This window comes from Mucilaginibacter terrenus (assembly GCF_003432065.1).
In the GTDB taxonomy this organism is placed as follows: domain Bacteria; phylum Bacteroidota; class Bacteroidia; order Sphingobacteriales; family Sphingobacteriaceae; genus Mucilaginibacter; species Mucilaginibacter terrenus.
The window spans coordinates 242,392-257,391 of sequence record NZ_QWDE01000004.1 but is presented as its reverse complement, the minus strand read 5'-3'; the positions used below and the strand labels follow the sequence as shown (position 1 = coordinate 257,391).

Annotated in this window: 13 protein-coding genes; 6 read left to right on the top strand and 7 right to left on the bottom strand. The window is 44.3% G+C overall.

Going from position 1 to position 15,000, the window contains the following annotated elements:
* Positions 1 to 60: 60 nt before the first annotated feature.
* The 3 genes from DYU05_RS18530 to DYU05_RS18520 form a co-directional block, all read right to left on the bottom strand.
* Positions 61 to 753, bottom strand: a complete 693-nt coding sequence (locus tag DYU05_RS18530) for a PAS domain-containing protein (RefSeq protein WP_117384640.1) — start codon at positions 751 to 753, stop codon at positions 61 to 63.
* Between the two features lie 92 nt (positions 754 to 845).
* Positions 846 to 1,001: a lmo0937 family membrane protein gene (locus tag DYU05_RS18525; protein WP_117384639.1), complete on the bottom strand. Its 156-nt coding sequence runs from the start codon at positions 999 to 1,001 to the stop codon at positions 846 to 848.
* A gap of 172 nt (positions 1,002 to 1,173) precedes the next feature.
* A complete protein-coding gene (locus DYU05_RS18520) occupies positions 1,174 to 2,928 on the bottom strand; it encodes a M61 family metallopeptidase (protein WP_235854059.1) in 1,755 nt (584 codons plus the stop codon).
* 312 nt (positions 2,929 to 3,240) lie between these two features.
* On the opposite strand from DYU05_RS18520, the gene DYU05_RS18515 reads away from it, so the two are divergent.
* From DYU05_RS18515 to DYU05_RS18495, 5 genes are read left to right on the top strand one after another with little or no spacing between them, the layout of a single operon-like run.
* Positions 3,241 to 4,374 carry an efflux RND transporter periplasmic adaptor subunit gene (locus tag DYU05_RS18515; RefSeq protein ID WP_117384637.1) on the top strand — a complete coding sequence of 378 codons (1,134 nt, stop codon included), beginning with the start codon at positions 3,241 to 3,243 and terminating at the stop codon, positions 4,372 to 4,374.
* A 5-nt stretch (positions 4,375 to 4,379) separates the two neighbouring features.
* The gene (locus DYU05_RS18510; RefSeq protein WP_117384636.1) at positions 4,380 to 7,508 is read left to right on the top strand and encodes an efflux RND transporter permease subunit; all 3,129 of its coding nucleotides are present in this window, start codon (positions 4,380 to 4,382) and stop codon (positions 7,506 to 7,508) included.
* 3 nt (positions 7,509 to 7,511) lie between these two features.
* On the top strand, positions 7,512 to 8,825 hold the full coding sequence (locus DYU05_RS18505; RefSeq protein WP_117384635.1) for a TolC family protein: 1,314 nt from the start codon (positions 7,512 to 7,514) through the stop codon (positions 8,823 to 8,825).
* A gap of 37 nt (positions 8,826 to 8,862) precedes the next feature.
* Positions 8,863 to 9,246 carry a response regulator gene (locus DYU05_RS18500; RefSeq protein ID WP_117384634.1) on the top strand — a complete coding sequence of 128 codons (384 nt, stop codon included), beginning with the start codon at positions 8,863 to 8,865 and terminating at the stop codon, positions 9,244 to 9,246.
* Positions 9,243 to 10,094 (top strand): N-acetylglucosamine kinase, encoded by an 852-nt coding sequence (locus tag DYU05_RS18495; RefSeq protein WP_117384633.1) that lies wholly within the window; start codon positions 9,243 to 9,245, stop codon positions 10,092 to 10,094. The genes DYU05_RS18500 and DYU05_RS18495 overlap by 4 nt, the downstream gene beginning before the upstream one ends.
* An 88-nt stretch (positions 10,095 to 10,182) precedes the next feature.
* Here DYU05_RS18495 and DYU05_RS18490 read toward each other — a convergent pair whose 3' ends face one another.
* The 4 genes from DYU05_RS18490 to rsmI all read right to left on the bottom strand — a co-directional run bounded on the left by DYU05_RS18490 (position 10,183) and on the right by rsmI (position 13,565).
* Positions 10,183 to 10,626, bottom strand: a complete 444-nt coding sequence (locus tag DYU05_RS18490; RefSeq protein ID WP_117384632.1) for a hypothetical protein — start codon at positions 10,624 to 10,626, stop codon at positions 10,183 to 10,185.
* A 63-nt stretch (positions 10,627 to 10,689) separates the two neighbouring features.
* Entirely contained in the window at positions 10,690 to 12,306 is a 1,617-nt protein-coding gene (gene lnt / locus DYU05_RS18485) for an apolipoprotein N-acyltransferase (RefSeq protein ID WP_117384631.1), read from the bottom strand.
* A complete protein-coding gene (locus DYU05_RS18480) occupies positions 12,306 to 12,842 on the bottom strand; it encodes a DUF1572 family protein (RefSeq protein ID WP_117384630.1) in 537 nt (178 codons plus the stop codon). Before DYU05_RS18480 ends, lnt begins: the two co-directional genes overlap by 1 nt.
* Before the next feature lie 12 nt (positions 12,843 to 12,854).
* Entirely contained in the window at positions 12,855 to 13,565 is a 711-nt protein-coding gene (gene rsmI, locus DYU05_RS18475; protein WP_117384629.1) for a 16S rRNA (cytidine(1402)-2'-O)-methyltransferase, read from the bottom strand.
* Between the two features lie 116 nt (positions 13,566 to 13,681).
* On the opposite strand from rsmI, the gene serS reads away from it, so the two are divergent.
* Positions 13,682 to 14,953: a serine--tRNA ligase gene (gene serS, locus DYU05_RS18470; protein ID WP_117384628.1), complete on the top strand. Its 1,272-nt coding sequence runs from the start codon at positions 13,682 to 13,684 to the stop codon at positions 14,951 to 14,953.
* Positions 14,954 to 15,000 lie beyond the last annotated feature (47 nt).

Below are 15,000 nucleotides of genomic sequence, written 5' to 3'. Positions count from 1 at the left end.
CATAAAACGAAAGCCCCGTTACCAAAAGTGACGGGGCTTTTATATGAATGTGACTGTGCTTTAAAGAGATTGCCGTCCGGCTTGTTGCTCAGCTTCTTCCCGTTCGCGCAGGTTGCGCATCACCTTGGTAAAACCGCGGTGCTGCTGTTCTTCATCATATAGAGGGAACACCAGGCCACTGCCCCAAAACTTAGAGCCATCTTTACGTACGTGGTAGCGCTCGTCTATAGCGCGGCCTTCTTTTAATGCTGTTTCAAGCTCTCTTTCATGCGCCTGCTTTATTTGATCTTCAGTAGTGAAAAACACACTGGCAGGAGCACCTATAATCTCCACTTCCGTATAGCCTAAAACCTTTTCGGCACCTGAGTTCCAACTATTGACATCGCCGTTTTTATCAGTTGTGAATACCGCGTAATCCTCCAGGCTTTCTAGTACTTGCTTGAAGAAATCCTCACTCATTCTGAAGTAACTGTCATTGAAGATGTCCTCAGAGGTAATGTCATTATTAAGGGTTTCGTACTCTATCGAAATGGTGGTGCCATCAATACCGCACACCATCATCATAGGCTCACGCGTAATCGCGTAAAATATTTCATAACCGTCGGGCAGGTTGTCAAGATCAGGCTTTTGACGAACGGGTTTAAGAACAATTTCTTCACCAGTTGATGACTCGGTTGATGTACTAACAAGTACGTGTGTGTATCCTTTTTCTATAAGGTCGCCAAGCAATTGAGGAGTAAATGGGATCTTCATATACTTCGTTTTGAGATATGTTGAGGTTTAGGATGATGAGATAAAATGCAAAAAGGCCGGACTATAGCCCGGCCTTGTATGTTCTGTTATGGTTATACCGCAGTTGGCCGGCGGATGATACCTAATATAAATGCGATAACAGCAATTACAAGTAATACGTGAATTAAGCTGCCTGCCGCAGTGAAAAATACGCCTATAGCCCATCCAATGATAAGGATAACGGCGATGGTATAAAGTAGTGAGTTCATGGTAGATGTTTTTAGTGTGTTTACATAGTGAATTATCAGTATAATAAATAAACACAACTAAATGTTTTCTAAAATTTCGTTTGGAGAAACAACAGGGTGTCTCAACTGGGTAGTTTTACAACAAAAAAGCCCCTTCATTTATTTGAAGGGGCTCGATTTTAAAAGTTTATATCTACAATTTCAGCCATTTAGCACGAACAGCTAATTGCTGTGCTGTAGGGCTTGGTACTTCTTCAATTTTGTATTGTATCCGCGGGTTACGCTGTAAAACAACCGGGATGTTGTACGCTTTACCATCACGGCTTACGGTAACAACAATTTTGTCACCAACCTTTTTACCATTTAATATCGTAGTATAATCTGTTACCGGAGTGCCGTCAACAGATACAAGCTCATCTCCTACGTTTAAACCGCTCACCCATCCTGCGCCACCGCGTAACACCATGCTGATAACGCGCTTGTTGCCTTGTGCTGCGGTAGAAATACCTAACGATGGATCATTACCTTGTGCCAGCTGATCTGTGATCTTGTAACCGGCAAAACCAAGATATTTGTTATAGTCGATAGGGTCTAAACCATTGATATACTTGGCGTAAAAGTCGTCCAGGTTTTTACCGGCAAATTTCTCAAAGCCTGCCTTAAATTCTGCATCTGTGTAACCACGCTTTTTGCCTTTGTAGTAAGTGGTGTACATGTACTTCATTACATCATTCAGCGAGCTTTTGCCCTTGGTAGCATTTATTATATCAAGGTCTAGCAGCATGCCAATCACGGCGCCTTTGTCGTAATAAGATATCTGCGTGTTGTAAGAGTTCTCGTTAGGGCGGTATGATTTTATCCAAGCGTCAAAGCTTGCTTCAGCCAGAGGCTGTACTTTTGTGCCTGGTTGGTTTTCTACAATGTTGATGTCGCCAACGGCATCAGCAAGATAGTCTTCTGTTGATGCGATTCCCGCATGCCTAAGGATGATATTCTGATAGTAAGCTGTAAAGCCTTCTGCTATCCACAAGTTAGTGGTATAATTCTCGTTTTCGTAATCAAACGGCCCCAATGCAATCGGGCGTAAACGCTTCACATTCCAAAGGTGAAAGTGCTCGTGCGCTACAAGGCTCAAAAAGCCTTGGTAGCCGCGTTCACTGCCATACTGATCACGTGATGCGCCTAATACGGTAGAGCTCAGGTGCTCTAACCCACCGCCGCCGCGCTGACGGTTGTGAACGATAAAAGTGTAATGTTTATTAGGGTTTTCTCCAAATACATTAGCTTCAGCTGTTATAATTTTCGACATATCGGTTTCAAGGCGCTCTTTGTCGTAGTTGCCACCACCGTACATAGCCACATCATATTTAACACCTGCAACGTCAAAGCTAAAAACATCCTGGTAGCCTACTTCAATAGGTGAATCATAAAGGATATCATAATTTGGAGCGCTGCGGGTGAACTGGTCTCCGCCAACCATTTCCAGGCTGGTAGATACGGTTGTCCAGTCTTTGTACGGAACGATCTTGATAGTAGATGGCTGGTCTAACATTCCTTTAGGGAACAACAGCACACCTGATGTAGATACAAAACCATGGGTGATGTCTACGAAAGCGGTACGTACCGATACTTCAAAAGCATAAAGTTTATATTTTACAACCACAGTAGAAACACCTGCAGTGCTTATACGCCAGGTATTTTTACTCACCTTAGGTGCTGTAACAGTCTTGCCGTTTGCAGTGGCTGTTAGCGACTCAACATTCTTCGCAAACTCTCTTACCAGGTAGGATCCGGGTGTCCAAACAGGCATTTTAAGATCAAGTGTTGGCTGTTTTAACCCGGTCAAAGTCATTTCAACATCAATGTAATGCGCCTGTGCTTCGGGGAAGGTTAACGTATAAGATATTTTTACTGGAGATACAGCGGCGCCGGCTGGGGAAAGTTTCATAACAAGAATAATTAAGGCCAGGGCAACAAGTCTAGACATTTTCATGGGTGCAAGTTAAAAAAATTTCGCTTTTACTTTTTGTGCACGAAAATAGCATATGTTGTAAAATGGTTGATACATCCAATCAAAATAAAATCACAGCGGTTAGCTTTGCGTTTGCTGGTAAATGGTGTATGATAAGTACTTATGCATTTAAGTTTAAATTACATCGTATTTTTAACAGCAGCCGTTGATTATATTAAAATGAACGGTGGCTGGAGCTATTGCAAACCTGAAAACAAAACCGATCAAACGCTATCTATCGCACGTTGAATGAAAACAAAGTACATTATTTATACCCTTCTGGCACTATTGGTTGCTTTTCTGATCTATAATAAATTCTTTAGCCAAAGAGCTAAAGAACGCGACGCAGCAGTTGCCGGTGGCGCTGGTGGCGGTGGCGGTTCAGGCAAAGGCGGCGGTGAAAAAGGTGGCAAGGGCGGCAAAGGCGGCGGTAAAGGAGGACCTGTTGCTGTTAACATCATGATAGTGAAGGATACTGCTGTAAACAACCAGATAGATATTACCGGTACCATTGATGCTAACGAAAGGGTAAACCTGATCAGTCAAACTGCGGGCAACATTACCGGCATTTACTTTACTGAAGGAAGTAAGGTAAGCAAAGGGCAGCTGCTTGTAAAGGTTTACAACCAGGACCTGCAGGCATCGTTACAGCAAATTAACGCGCAAATGGTGCTGGCACGGGAGATTAACAACCGAAACAAATTGCTTTACCAAAAGGAAGCTGTTAGTAAGGAGGAGTATGAAACCTCACAATCCTCTTACAATGCCATGAAGGCCCAGGCCGACGTTATACGCGCGCAAATAGCGCGGACAGAAATACGGGCGCCATTTTCAGGTACAATTGGTTTACGTAATGTAAGCCCGGGCGGCTATCTTTCCCCATCAACCCCTATCGCAACATTGGTGAACATCAATCCGGCAAAGGTTACATTTTCTGTACCGGAGCGATACCTGCCGCTAATTGGCAAAGGCAGCAAAGTGAACTTCACGGTAGAGAGCTCTCAAAGAAAATTCGATGCGACAGTTTACGCGGTTGAACCGGCGCTGGAAGCTACATCGCGAACAATTACCGTGCGTGCAAAAGCGCCAAACGAGAACAACACGCTCACAGCCGGTTCATTCGCAAAAATAAACCTGACGTTAGACCAGATACCAAAAACTATTATGGTACCAACCGAGTGTGTTATACCGGATATTAAAAGCAGCAAGGTTTACGTGTTGCATAATGGTGTGGCAACAGCAAAGGACGTAAAGACCGACCTGCGCACCGATACCAAAATACAGATAGTAGAAGGTTTAAACCAAGGGGATAGCCTTGTAGTGTCTGGATTGATACAAATACGTCCAAAATCGCCATTAAAAGTTCTCAAAGTTATTAAGTAAGCAAGATGAGTTTATCCTCAATAAGCATAAAACGCCCGGTACTGGCTACGGTAATGTCTGTCGTTATTGTAGTATTCGGTGTTATGGGTTATTCTTTTTTAGGTGTCAGGGATTTCCCATCTGTCGATCCACCTATTATCTCTGTTTCTACCAGCTATTCCGGCGCTAACGCAGATGTTATTGAATCGCAGATAACGGAGCCACTGGAGAAAGCTATCAACGGCGTACCGGGTATTCGTAATATATCCTCTACAAGCTCTGTAGGTTCCAGTAACATAACGGTTGAATTTAACCTGGATGCAGACCTTGAGACCGCAGCTAATGACGTGCGCGACAAAGTAAGCCAGGCACAGCGCCAGCTGCCGCAAGATATTAACGCCCCGCCTGTAGTGACAAAAGCTGACGCCAGTGCCGACAATATTATTACGATGACGGTGAGCAGTGATAAGCGGAACATTATGCAGGTGAACGACTTTGCTGAAAACGTGCTGCAGGAAGGCTTGCAAACTATCCCTGGGGTAAGTGCAATTAACATTCAGGGGCAGCGGCAGTATGCAATGCGCCTGTGGATAGATCCTTCAAAATTATCTGCTCTTGGCCTAACTGCAACTGATATAGGCGATGCCCTCAACCGGGAAAACGTGGAGCTGCCCGCCGGTAAACTGGAAGGAAATAATACTGAAATTACCATACGTGCGCTGGGAAAATTGACTACAGAAAAAGAGTTCAACAACCTGATCATACGTGCGGACAGCAACCGGGTAATTCGCCTGAATGATGTTGGATACGCGGTATTAGGTTCGTCTAACGAGGAAACTGCCTTGAAGGAATCCTTTGTGCCAATGGTGAGCCTTAATGTGGTACCTCAGCCGGGGGCTAACTACGTACAAATAGCAAAAGACTTTTATGTGCGACTCGCACAGATACAAAAGGACCTGCCACCTGATATAAAGGTAAAAGTGGCGCTGGATAATACCCGTTTCATAAATAACTCAATTGAGGAGGTAAAGGAAACGCTTATAATATCCTTTGTGCTCGTGGTGATCATCATCTATTTGTTCTTTAGGGACTGGCTTATCGCGTTCCGCCCGCTGATAGATATTCCGGTGTCGTTGATCGGAGCGTTTTTCATCATGTACGTGTTTGGTTACTCCATTAACATTCTTACGTTGTTGGGTATAGTGTTAGCGACGGGTTTGGTGGTGGATGATGGTATTGTAGTAACAGAGAACATCTACAAAAAGGTAGAAGGGGGCATGCCTATACGGCAGGCTGCATTTGCCGGATCAGCAGAAATATTCTTTGCGGTAATATCTACGTCCGTTACGCTTGCCGCGGTGTTCCTCCCAATTATGTTCCTGCAGGGTTTTACCGGCAGGTTATTCCGTGAGTTTGCGGTTGTTGTAGCAGGATCGGTATTGATTTCAGCTTTTGTATCACTATCGTTAACACCGATGCTGAACGTAAAGCTTATCCGTAAGGATCAAAAGAAATCAAAGTTTTACGAGAAAACCGAGCCGTTTTTCGAGAACATGACAAACTCCTACACCGAATCGCTTCAAAGATTCATGAAGAAACGTTGGGTATCGTTTGTTATTTTGATTGGATCGCTTGCTGTCACATGGATTTTGTTTAAGGTAACCCCATCGGAGTTGGCCCCGCTGGACGATCGCAGTTTGCTGCGCTACTCTGTTACAGGATCCGAAGGCGCTACTTACGAGTTCATGACGCGCTATATGGATAAGGTTGCTCAATTGGTTGCAGATTCGGTACCTGAAGCGAATGTTAACCTCGAGATCGTGTCGCCATCCTTTGGCGGAGGTGGGTCTGCTAACTCCGGATTTGGACGTATCGGCTTGGTTCCGCCTGACGAACGTACGCGAACGCAGCAGCAAATTGCTGATTTCATGAACCGTAAGCTGAAGCAAATGCCGGATGCCCGCGCGATTGTGGTACAGGAACAAACCATAAGTGGTGGCGGCAGCGGTGCACGTACATCGTTACCGGTACAGTATGTTATCCAAAACCAGGATTTTGATAAGCTGCGCAAAGTTTTACCGGAGTTTTTTGCCGAGGTGGCCAAGAGCCCGGTATTCTCAAGTTCGGACATAAACCTCAAGTTTACCAAGCCGGAATTGCGCGTGATAACTGATCGCGACCGTGCACGGGATTTAGGAGTAGCTGTACAAGATATTGCCCAGACCCTGCAGCTATACTATAGTGGAGGCAGGTTGAGTTACTTTCTGATAAATGGTAAGCAGTACCAGGTTATAGCCCAGGTTGACCGTGCAAACCGCGACCAGCCGCTTGACCTAAAATCTGTTTACGTACGGAGCAGCAATGGCAGCCTCGTGCAACTGGACAACGTGGTGAAGATACAGGAGAGCGCAACGCCACCTTCGATATACCACTTTAACAGGTTTAAATCGGCTACCGTACAAGCAGGGCTTGCGCCCGGCAAAACAGTAGGGGATGGCATTGCGGAAATGGACAGGATATCAAAAAGGTTGCTCGACGAGACCTTCAGCACAGAATTAAGCGGTCCATCACGCGATTACGCAGAAGGGTCATCAAACATTGCCTTCGCATTTTTATTTGCATTGTTACTTATTTACCTGGTGCTTGCAGCACAGTTTGAGAGCTTTAAGGACCCTATTATTGTTATGCTTACCGTACCGCTGGCTATTGCAGGTGCTTTCATATCATTATGGCTGTTCGACCAAACCTTTAATATTTTCAGCCAGATAGGTGTAATTACCCTTGTAGGGCTAGTGACCAAGAACGGTATATTGATAGTGGAGTTTGCCAATCAGCGTATGGAAGCGGGACTTAATAAGTATGAAGCTGTGATTGAAGCGGCTACATCCCGCCTTCGCCCGATATTGATGACCAGTTTGGCTGTAGTACTGGGCTCGGTTCCTATTGCACTGGCCTTAGGCGCCGGTGCCAAGAGCCGTGTTTCGTTGGGTATTGTTATTATTGGCGGTATGCTGTTCTCGCTGGTGTTAACGCTGTACATTATACCAACCATGTACATGATCATTGCATCTAAAACCCGCATTAACCATGATGCAGAAACGCCTGAAGAGTCGGCAGTAACCCATCCTCAACCCTTAATTATTGAAAAACATTAAGCCATGAACATCAGATATATTACCGGCTTAATTTTAGGATGCTTTGTATTTGTCAATGCATCTGCACAGGATGCCCCTTTACTTACATTAAAGGACGCTATAGATACTGCTTTAAGAAACAATTATAACATTAAGTTATCTCAAAACAACGCCACTATCGCGGGCAATAATGTTACGTTAGGCAATGCCGGTTTCTTGCCGCTGGTAACAGGCGATTATGCCACCAACTATAGCCGGCAAACCGTTAAGCAAACTCGTTCTGATGGTACGGTGAATAACCTGCGAGCTAATAACAGTAACAGCAACTATGGGGTGAACCTTAACTGGACCATTTTTGATGGGTTTGCCATGTTTGCCAATTACGACCAATTAAAACAACTGGATCAGCTTGGTGATATACGATTGCGCGACACCATACAAAGCACAGTAGCCGGCGTTATAAATACCTACTACAACCTTATTAGCCAGAACGAACAAATTAAAGCGTTGCGTGGGGCAATAGAAATCTCCCGTACGCAATTGCGGTACTCTAATGATAAGTTCCAGGTAGGACGTGTATCGCGACTTGACGTGTACAATGCCCAGGTAAACCTGAACACAGACACCGCCGCATTAATTTCACAGCTGCAGTCTTTCAGGCAAACTAAGGTGCAAATGAACCAGCTGCTGGTGCGCAACCTGCAAACTGATTTCTCTGTTGGTGATACCATAGTTGTAGACCGGGCGCTGGTATTGGGGGACATTATTGCGAAGGCACAAACACAAAACCCTGCTATCTTGTCCTCGCAAATAAATAAGCGCCTGGCAGATATTAATTTAAGACAAGTACGCTCTGCCCGTTTTCCGGTGGTTGGTGTAACGTCTGGTTACACATTCGGGCGAAGTACCACACCGGCAGGCTTTACCCTGCAACAAAATACTCATGGGTTAAACTACGGCCTAACTGCATCTATCAATATTTTCGACGGGTTTAACCAATGGCGTCGGGAACGTAATGCCAAGCTCCAGATAGACAATGCTCAGTTGAGTTACAAACGGACTATGCTGGATGTAGAAGCGCAGATAAGCAACTTTTATGTTGCTTATCTATCCGGATTGGACCTGATTAAGGTTGGCCAAAGTAATGTAGAGCTTTCGCGTAAAAACCTGCAAATAACACTGGATAAATACCGTTTAGGCAACATTACACCGTTGGAAGTACGGGAAGCGCAGCGTAACTATCTCGATGCTCAATCTACCTTCTTTAATGCCCAATATCAGGCGAAAATGGCGGAGGTTACCCTAAAGCAAATTACCAATAGCATAAATATTCAATAAAGTATTTATAATTGCTGTAAAAGATTATTTTTGGAGAATGCCGATCCGCTATAAAACTTGTCTGCTTGTTGACGATAATTATATCGACAACTTTGTTACGCGCAAAATTTTAGAAAGCGGCAACTTTGCAGAAGAGATTATTGTGCAGCAATCGCCTCAGGATGCCCTCGAATCATTAAGGGACGGCTCGGTGAAGCCTGATGTTATTTTTCTTGATATCAGGATGCCTACTATGAGTGGTTTCGAGTTTTTAGAAGCTTATGATGCCATGAATCTGGACAACAGTGACAAAGTGAAAATCTTCATGCTCTCTTCGTCCCTTGATCCTACTGATATTGCAAACTCCGGTAAAAGCAGGCATGTAGCACGATTTATTCATAAACCACTTACTTACGAAGTACTGGAAGAACTTAATACATGATTTTAGTTGCAGACAGTGGATCTTCCAAAACAGACTGGCTGCTTTCTGTTCCTGACGGGCCGCCAAAAGCATTCAGATCTGTAGGATTAAACCCCTATTTCCTCACCGAAAAAGAGATCACCAAAGTTTTACAAGATCAAATCCCGGACCTTATCGCGTTAGCGTCACAAGTGGAAGAGATATACTTTTTTGGGGCAGGTTGCTCCAGTCCCGACAGACACGAGATCATCTCCAACGCGTTGAGTGCCTATTTCACCCAGTCTTACATTAGTGTGGATAGTGACCTCCTTGCGTCTGCTTTTGCCACCTGCGGGCACGAGAAAGGCTTTTGCTGCATTTTAGGTACAGGGTCTAATATATCGTTCTTCGATGGTGAAGACATTCACGATGGTAAACATGGCCTTGGCTATGTACTTGGCGATGAAGGTGCTGGTACAATGATTGGCAAAACCCTTGTTACTGATTTTCTTTATGGCAACATGCCAGGCGATATTCATACCCTATTTAACAACGAATATCATTTAGATAAGGAGGTTGTGATAAAGAACGTTTACCAGAAGCCGGCGGCAAATTCCTGGTTAGCATCTTTTTCAAAGTTCATGTATGGTATCAGGCAAACTCAATACGCACAAGACTTGCTCAGGACTATATTTCAGGACTTTGTTGATAGTAATATTAAGTCTTACTCCCAGTACAACAAGTTTAAATGCCACTTTGTAGGGTCTATAGCTTTTGTATTTGCTGATGAGTTAAAGCAGGTGTGTGATGAGAATGGCGTCCACGTAGGTAAGATCATCCGCCAGCCTATAAATGATCTGCTGGAGTTTATGCTGAAGAGGAATAGCTGAACACTTTCTTAGTTGGAATAATTGTATCTCAAAGTGAAGTTAACAACCGACAGCCCGAAGACGCCTTGTTCTTTGTAAAAGAAATTCCTTATTGTGATGTTGTGCCATTATAAGCTACTACCCAGTTATTCTTTATTAAATCTTCTTCAGAGTATTTGAGTACCGCCAGATATTCATGTGCTCTGATGATATCCGGCATAACCTGGCCACCGTAAAGTTTAATCTTGTCTACCGAAAAAATGTATATGAATAAAGCCTTTCTGGGGGTTTGCTCGATATACTGATGCCAGGCATCATTTTTCCCCGGTATATCAAATGCCTTGGTGTAGTCGGGCGGTATACTGTTATAATCGTCTATATAAAATTCGACATTATTAACGTTCTCAGGATTTTCTCTGTTAGAATATAAAACTGCTATTCTTTCTTTTGATTTGTTGTGAACTTTTAACAAGTTGCTATAGTAATCGCATCTGCTAAATGAAACCGTTGTCAAGAAAAGCATTGCGGCAACGACGAAAGGCTTATTTTTCATGATGTTTTACCTTAATACCACGTAAGGATAAAAAGGTAACCCGCGATGTAAGTGTAGACAAATTTATATTTTGATTCTCTTTCTAAAAATGCCTTTCATTATAACAAATGCTATACCCAATAGGGCAAGAAATGTACCGGCCTTGGGCAAATAATCGCCATATTCCACATAGAATGTAATGTCAGAATTTAGGTTGATGTCTTGCTTCAAAGCGGATCTTACCCACCAGCTGCTATGCTTTACTACATCTCCGCGCTGGTTGATGAATGCTGAGATACCGGTATTAGCCGACCGGCACACCCAGCGCCGTGTTTCAATGGCACGGAGCTTCGCGTAATCCATATGCTGGTCTTTACCGGATGTGTTCTCCCACCAGCCGTCGTTAGTGATAATAGCTATAAATTGCGCCCCGCTTTTAACCGACTTAGCAACCCATTCGCCCCATATCGATTCATAACATATTACCGGCGCAGCGCCAATCCCGCTTTGAGAGTAAAATACACCCGGTTCAGCTTGCATAGTATAATTGCCTGTAGCGCCCCCCAAATGGGCAAATACCGGTTTAAGAAAAAATAACGCGTTTTGAAAAGGCAATGACTCCGCGCCAGGCACCAACCTCGATTTATGATAAAATTGTACTTTTTGGGAGTTTTCTATGTTGATAGCTGTACTATAATTATCCCAAAAACCACCGTTTGGCATGGGGCTCGCAGTTTCGTTAACGAGCTTGTCGTATACGCGATAGGTCTCGCCGCCAGTAATAACGTTCCCATTTTTATACTTATTAAGGAATTGTCTTACCTGTAGGTAATGGTTGCTGTTGAGAATACGGTCCTCATCAATGTATTCAGATATAGCAGTTTCGGGCCAGATGAAAAATTCAGTATTTGGCTGTGCGACGGAGTCGCTTAAATGCGTAAGCTCTTCTATCTGCTTTGTTGCCGGTATGTCCTGTTTTAAATAGGGGTCTATATTAGGCTGCACAACAACCACGTTAGATGGATTTACCTGTTCTTCGTAACTATAGTAGCGATACAATGATATACCCTGTGGCAATAAAAAAGCCAGCGCAGCTGCAATTGCCGGCTTCACCCAGGTTTGTTTCTGTTGTGATTGCTTGTGTTTTAAATAAGCCAGAAAAACCAGAATGTTAACCGCCCACACCCATATAGTGCCGCCGTACACACCCGTAAACTCATACCATTGTACCCATTGGTGCGATACGGCAAAGCCGTTGCCTAGTGTCATCCACGGAAAGTTGAGATCCCAGCTTTGGTGTAGATATTCGTAGGCTATCCAAAAACATACCAGCCCAATAAGGCCGATGGTTCGGGTTGTTCTAAGCCGTAGGCGGTAATATAACCAACATGCGGTTGACATCAATAAAGGGCCGAGTGCATAGGGAATAAGAGAGATTGGAATTGCGATAATAGCACCAACAATTTTTAAAGAGTTGTATACCCAATAAATACACAGAACATTCCAGATGAAGAAACCTAAAAAAGTCTTATTAAAAATCTGCTTTCCTTTTTTCGGGACATCAGAGTTGATAATATCTTCCATCACCACCAGCATTGGCACAAGGCCAATAAAGAGCAGGATGGTGGTGTACGGAGTTGGCGGCCAGGCGAGCCAAAGCAATAAACCCGATATAACTGGCAGGATAGTATTTCTTTTCATTAAACTTCTTTGTTATCTGTACTGCCAAATTTCTCTTTGTTGAATTCGTCAGTATTACCACGGGGGATTGTAAGCGATGTCCACGCTTCTGCTTTCAGCATCTTAGCAATAAAAACAATCTGACCAACATGGTATGGATAATGGGCCAGTTGACGGTTGATAGCGTCTGTTATGGTGTGTCTTTCGTTTCTGATATAAACATCAGTTTGCCAATTATCTTGGTTGATGGTATCCAGTGCATTAAACAAGCATTGCCAGCCTTCGTTCCATTTAATTAGTAGTTCGGCTCTGTCTTTTATGTCGTTGTCAAACTCTGCCTCACGTTCCCGCCATGGTTTTTCACCATCAGTAGTTAAAAAATCTGTCCACCGAGACAGCATATTTCCCCAAAGGTGTTTTACAATCGTTGCAATGCTATTGCTATCTTCATTGTATTTCCAAAATAGCTCATTATCGGTCAACTGATCCATTGTCCGTTCACCAACAGATTTATAGTACTCAAACTGTTTACGTACGCTTTGCAGGTAGCCATCCATATTAGTACGACATTAGTCTTCGTCTTTGTACTTTTTTTTAGCGGGCTTTTCCGGTGCACCTGCCACACACATTACAAACTCTCCCTTTAGCGGGTGTGTTTCGAAATACGTTTTTACTTCGGTCACCGTGCCGCGAACCGTTTCTTCAAACATCTTGGTAAGCTCGCGAGATACAGAGATTTGTCTTTCCGGGCCGAACCATGTAATCATCTCTTCCAACGTTTTCAATAAACGGTGAGGCGATTCATAAAGTATGATGGTGCGCTCTTCTTCAGCAAGAAATTTGTAGCGTGTTTGCCGCCCCTTTTTCAACGGGAGAAATCCTTCAAAACAAAATTTATCTGTCGGAAAGCCGGAGTTCACCAAAGCCGGCACAAAGGCGGTGGCACCGGGCAAACACTCCACCGGAATATCATACTTTAATGCTTCGCGGACAAGGTAAAAGCCGGGGTCGGAGATAGCGGGTGTGCCTGCGTCGGATATCAATGCTACTTTCTGACCTTCAAGCAAGAACTTTACGACTTGCCCCGATGATTGGTGTTCGTTATGCTGATGGTGCGAGAAGACCTTCTGCTGTATACCAAAATGCTTCAGCATCGGCGCGGATGTACGGGTGTCCTCAGCCAATATTAGGTCGGCTTCCTTAAGCACGCGAATGGCGCGAAAGGTCATATCCTCGAGGTTACCTATTGGGGTGGGTACTAAAAAGAGTTTACCGCTCATTAGTTTGCAGGTGTCGGTTAGCTTCTACTGGTAATGTTTAAGTTCCTGAAAGAAAACTGCAAACTGCTACTGTAAACCGCCAACTGTTATATCTTTGCCTTTTAAAAATTCAAATAATGCTGCAAGTTAGTTATATCCGTGATAACAGGGAACAGGTTCTGGAACGTTTAGCTGTAAAAAATTTCAAACAGCTGGATCTGGTAGATGAAGTGATAGCGCTGGATGAGAAACGCCGGTCGACTCAAAACCAGCTGGACACTGTATCCTCACAGGCTAACACCGCCGCCAAGCAGATTGGCGAATTGATGCGCGCCGGCAAAAAAGAAGAAGCCGAAGCCATTAAAGCTAACACCGGTAAGTGGAAAGAAGAAAGCAAACAGCTGGCTGAGCAACTAAGTGCGGTAGAGCAGGAGTTACAGGATAAGTTGGTACTATTACCTAATCTTCCGCATTCATCTGTGCCGAAGGGCTTAACACCTGAGGATAACGAGGTAGTGCTGGAGAACGGTGACAAACCACAGCTACCCGCAGGTGCCCTACCGCATTGGGAACTCGCAGCTAAATACAACCTGATAGATTTTGAACTGGGCGTGAAAATCGCCGGTGCAGGTTTTCCTGTTTATAAGAACAAGGGTGCTAAGCTACAACGCGCGTTAATTAACTTTTTTATAGATGAGGCAGAAAAGGCTGGCTATAGTGAAGTGAGCGTGCCGTTGATGGTGAATGAAGCATCTGGTTTTGGTACCAGCCAACTGCCTGATAAAGAAGGACAGATGTACTTTGTAGGACTCGATAACTTATATCTGATACCAACTGCCGAGGTGCCTATTACCAACATGTACCGGGATGTAATCCTGAAAGGTGAGGAGTTGCCATTGAGGAACTGTGGCCACACGCCATGTTTCCGCAGGGAAGCTGGCTCTTATGGAGCGCATGTACGCGGGTTGAACAGGCTGCATCAGTTTGATAAAGTAGAAATTGTACAGGTAGTGCATCCGGACAGATCTTACGAGACTATTGAAGAAATGAGCGCGCATGTGCAGGGCCTGTTACAAAAGCTTGGCCTGCCTTACCGTGTGCTGCGCCTTTGCGGCGGCGATATGGGTTTTGGAAGCGCGCTTACTTACGATATGGAGACCTGGAGTGCGGCGCAGCAGCGCTGGCTTGAGGTTTCATCCGTGTCCAACTTTGAGACCTTCCAGGCGAACCGGTTAAAGCTGCGTTTCCGCAATGCTGAGGGTAAGACGCAACTAGCACACACCCTTAATGGAAGTGCCCTTGCTTTGCCCCGGATAGTAGCCACTTTACTGGAGAATAACCAGACCGAAAACGGCATTAAAATACCCGAGGTATTGGTGCCTTATACCCGTTTTGAGTTTATCGATTAATTGACCCTGGTGTTCAAAAGTGTTCAGCTTTTTTTGTGTTGACGCTA

Bases quoted from the DNA above. Each gene is read 5' to 3' on its own strand.
- DYU05_RS18530 (WP_117384640.1), bottom strand. From the start codon at position 753: ATGAAGATCCCATTTACTCCTCAATTGCTTGGCGACCTTATAGAAAAA.
- DYU05_RS18525 (WP_117384639.1), bottom strand. From the start codon at position 1,001: ATGAACTCACTACTTTATACCATCGCCGTTATCCTTATCATTGGATGG.
- DYU05_RS18520 (WP_235854059.1), bottom strand. From the start codon at position 2,928: ATGAAACTTTCCCCAGCCGGCGCCGCTGTATCTCCAGTAAAAATATCT.
- DYU05_RS18515 (WP_117384637.1), top strand. From the start codon at position 3,241: ATGAAAACAAAGTACATTATTTATACCCTTCTGGCACTATTGGTTGCT.
- DYU05_RS18510 (WP_117384636.1), top strand. From the start codon at position 4,380: ATGAGTTTATCCTCAATAAGCATAAAACGCCCGGTACTGGCTACGGTA.
- DYU05_RS18505 (WP_117384635.1), top strand. From the start codon at position 7,512: ATGAACATCAGATATATTACCGGCTTAATTTTAGGATGCTTTGTATTT.
- DYU05_RS18500 (WP_117384634.1), top strand. From the start codon at position 8,863: ATGCCGATCCGCTATAAAACTTGTCTGCTTGTTGACGATAATTATATC.
- DYU05_RS18495 (WP_117384633.1), top strand. From the start codon at position 9,243: ATGATTTTAGTTGCAGACAGTGGATCTTCCAAAACAGACTGGCTGCTT.
- DYU05_RS18490 (WP_117384632.1), bottom strand. From the start codon at position 10,626: ATGAAAAATAAGCCTTTCGTCGTTGCCGCAATGCTTTTCTTGACAACG.
- lnt (WP_117384631.1), bottom strand. From the start codon at position 12,306: ATGAAAAGAAATACTATCCTGCCAGTTATATCGGGTTTATTGCTTTGG.
- DYU05_RS18480 (WP_117384630.1), bottom strand. From the start codon at position 12,842: ATGGATGGCTACCTGCAAAGCGTACGTAAACAGTTTGAGTACTATAAA.
- rsmI (WP_117384629.1), bottom strand. From the start codon at position 13,565: ATGAGCGGTAAACTCTTTTTAGTACCCACCCCAATAGGTAACCTCGAG.
- serS (WP_117384628.1), top strand. From the start codon at position 13,682: ATGCTGCAAGTTAGTTATATCCGTGATAACAGGGAACAGGTTCTGGAA.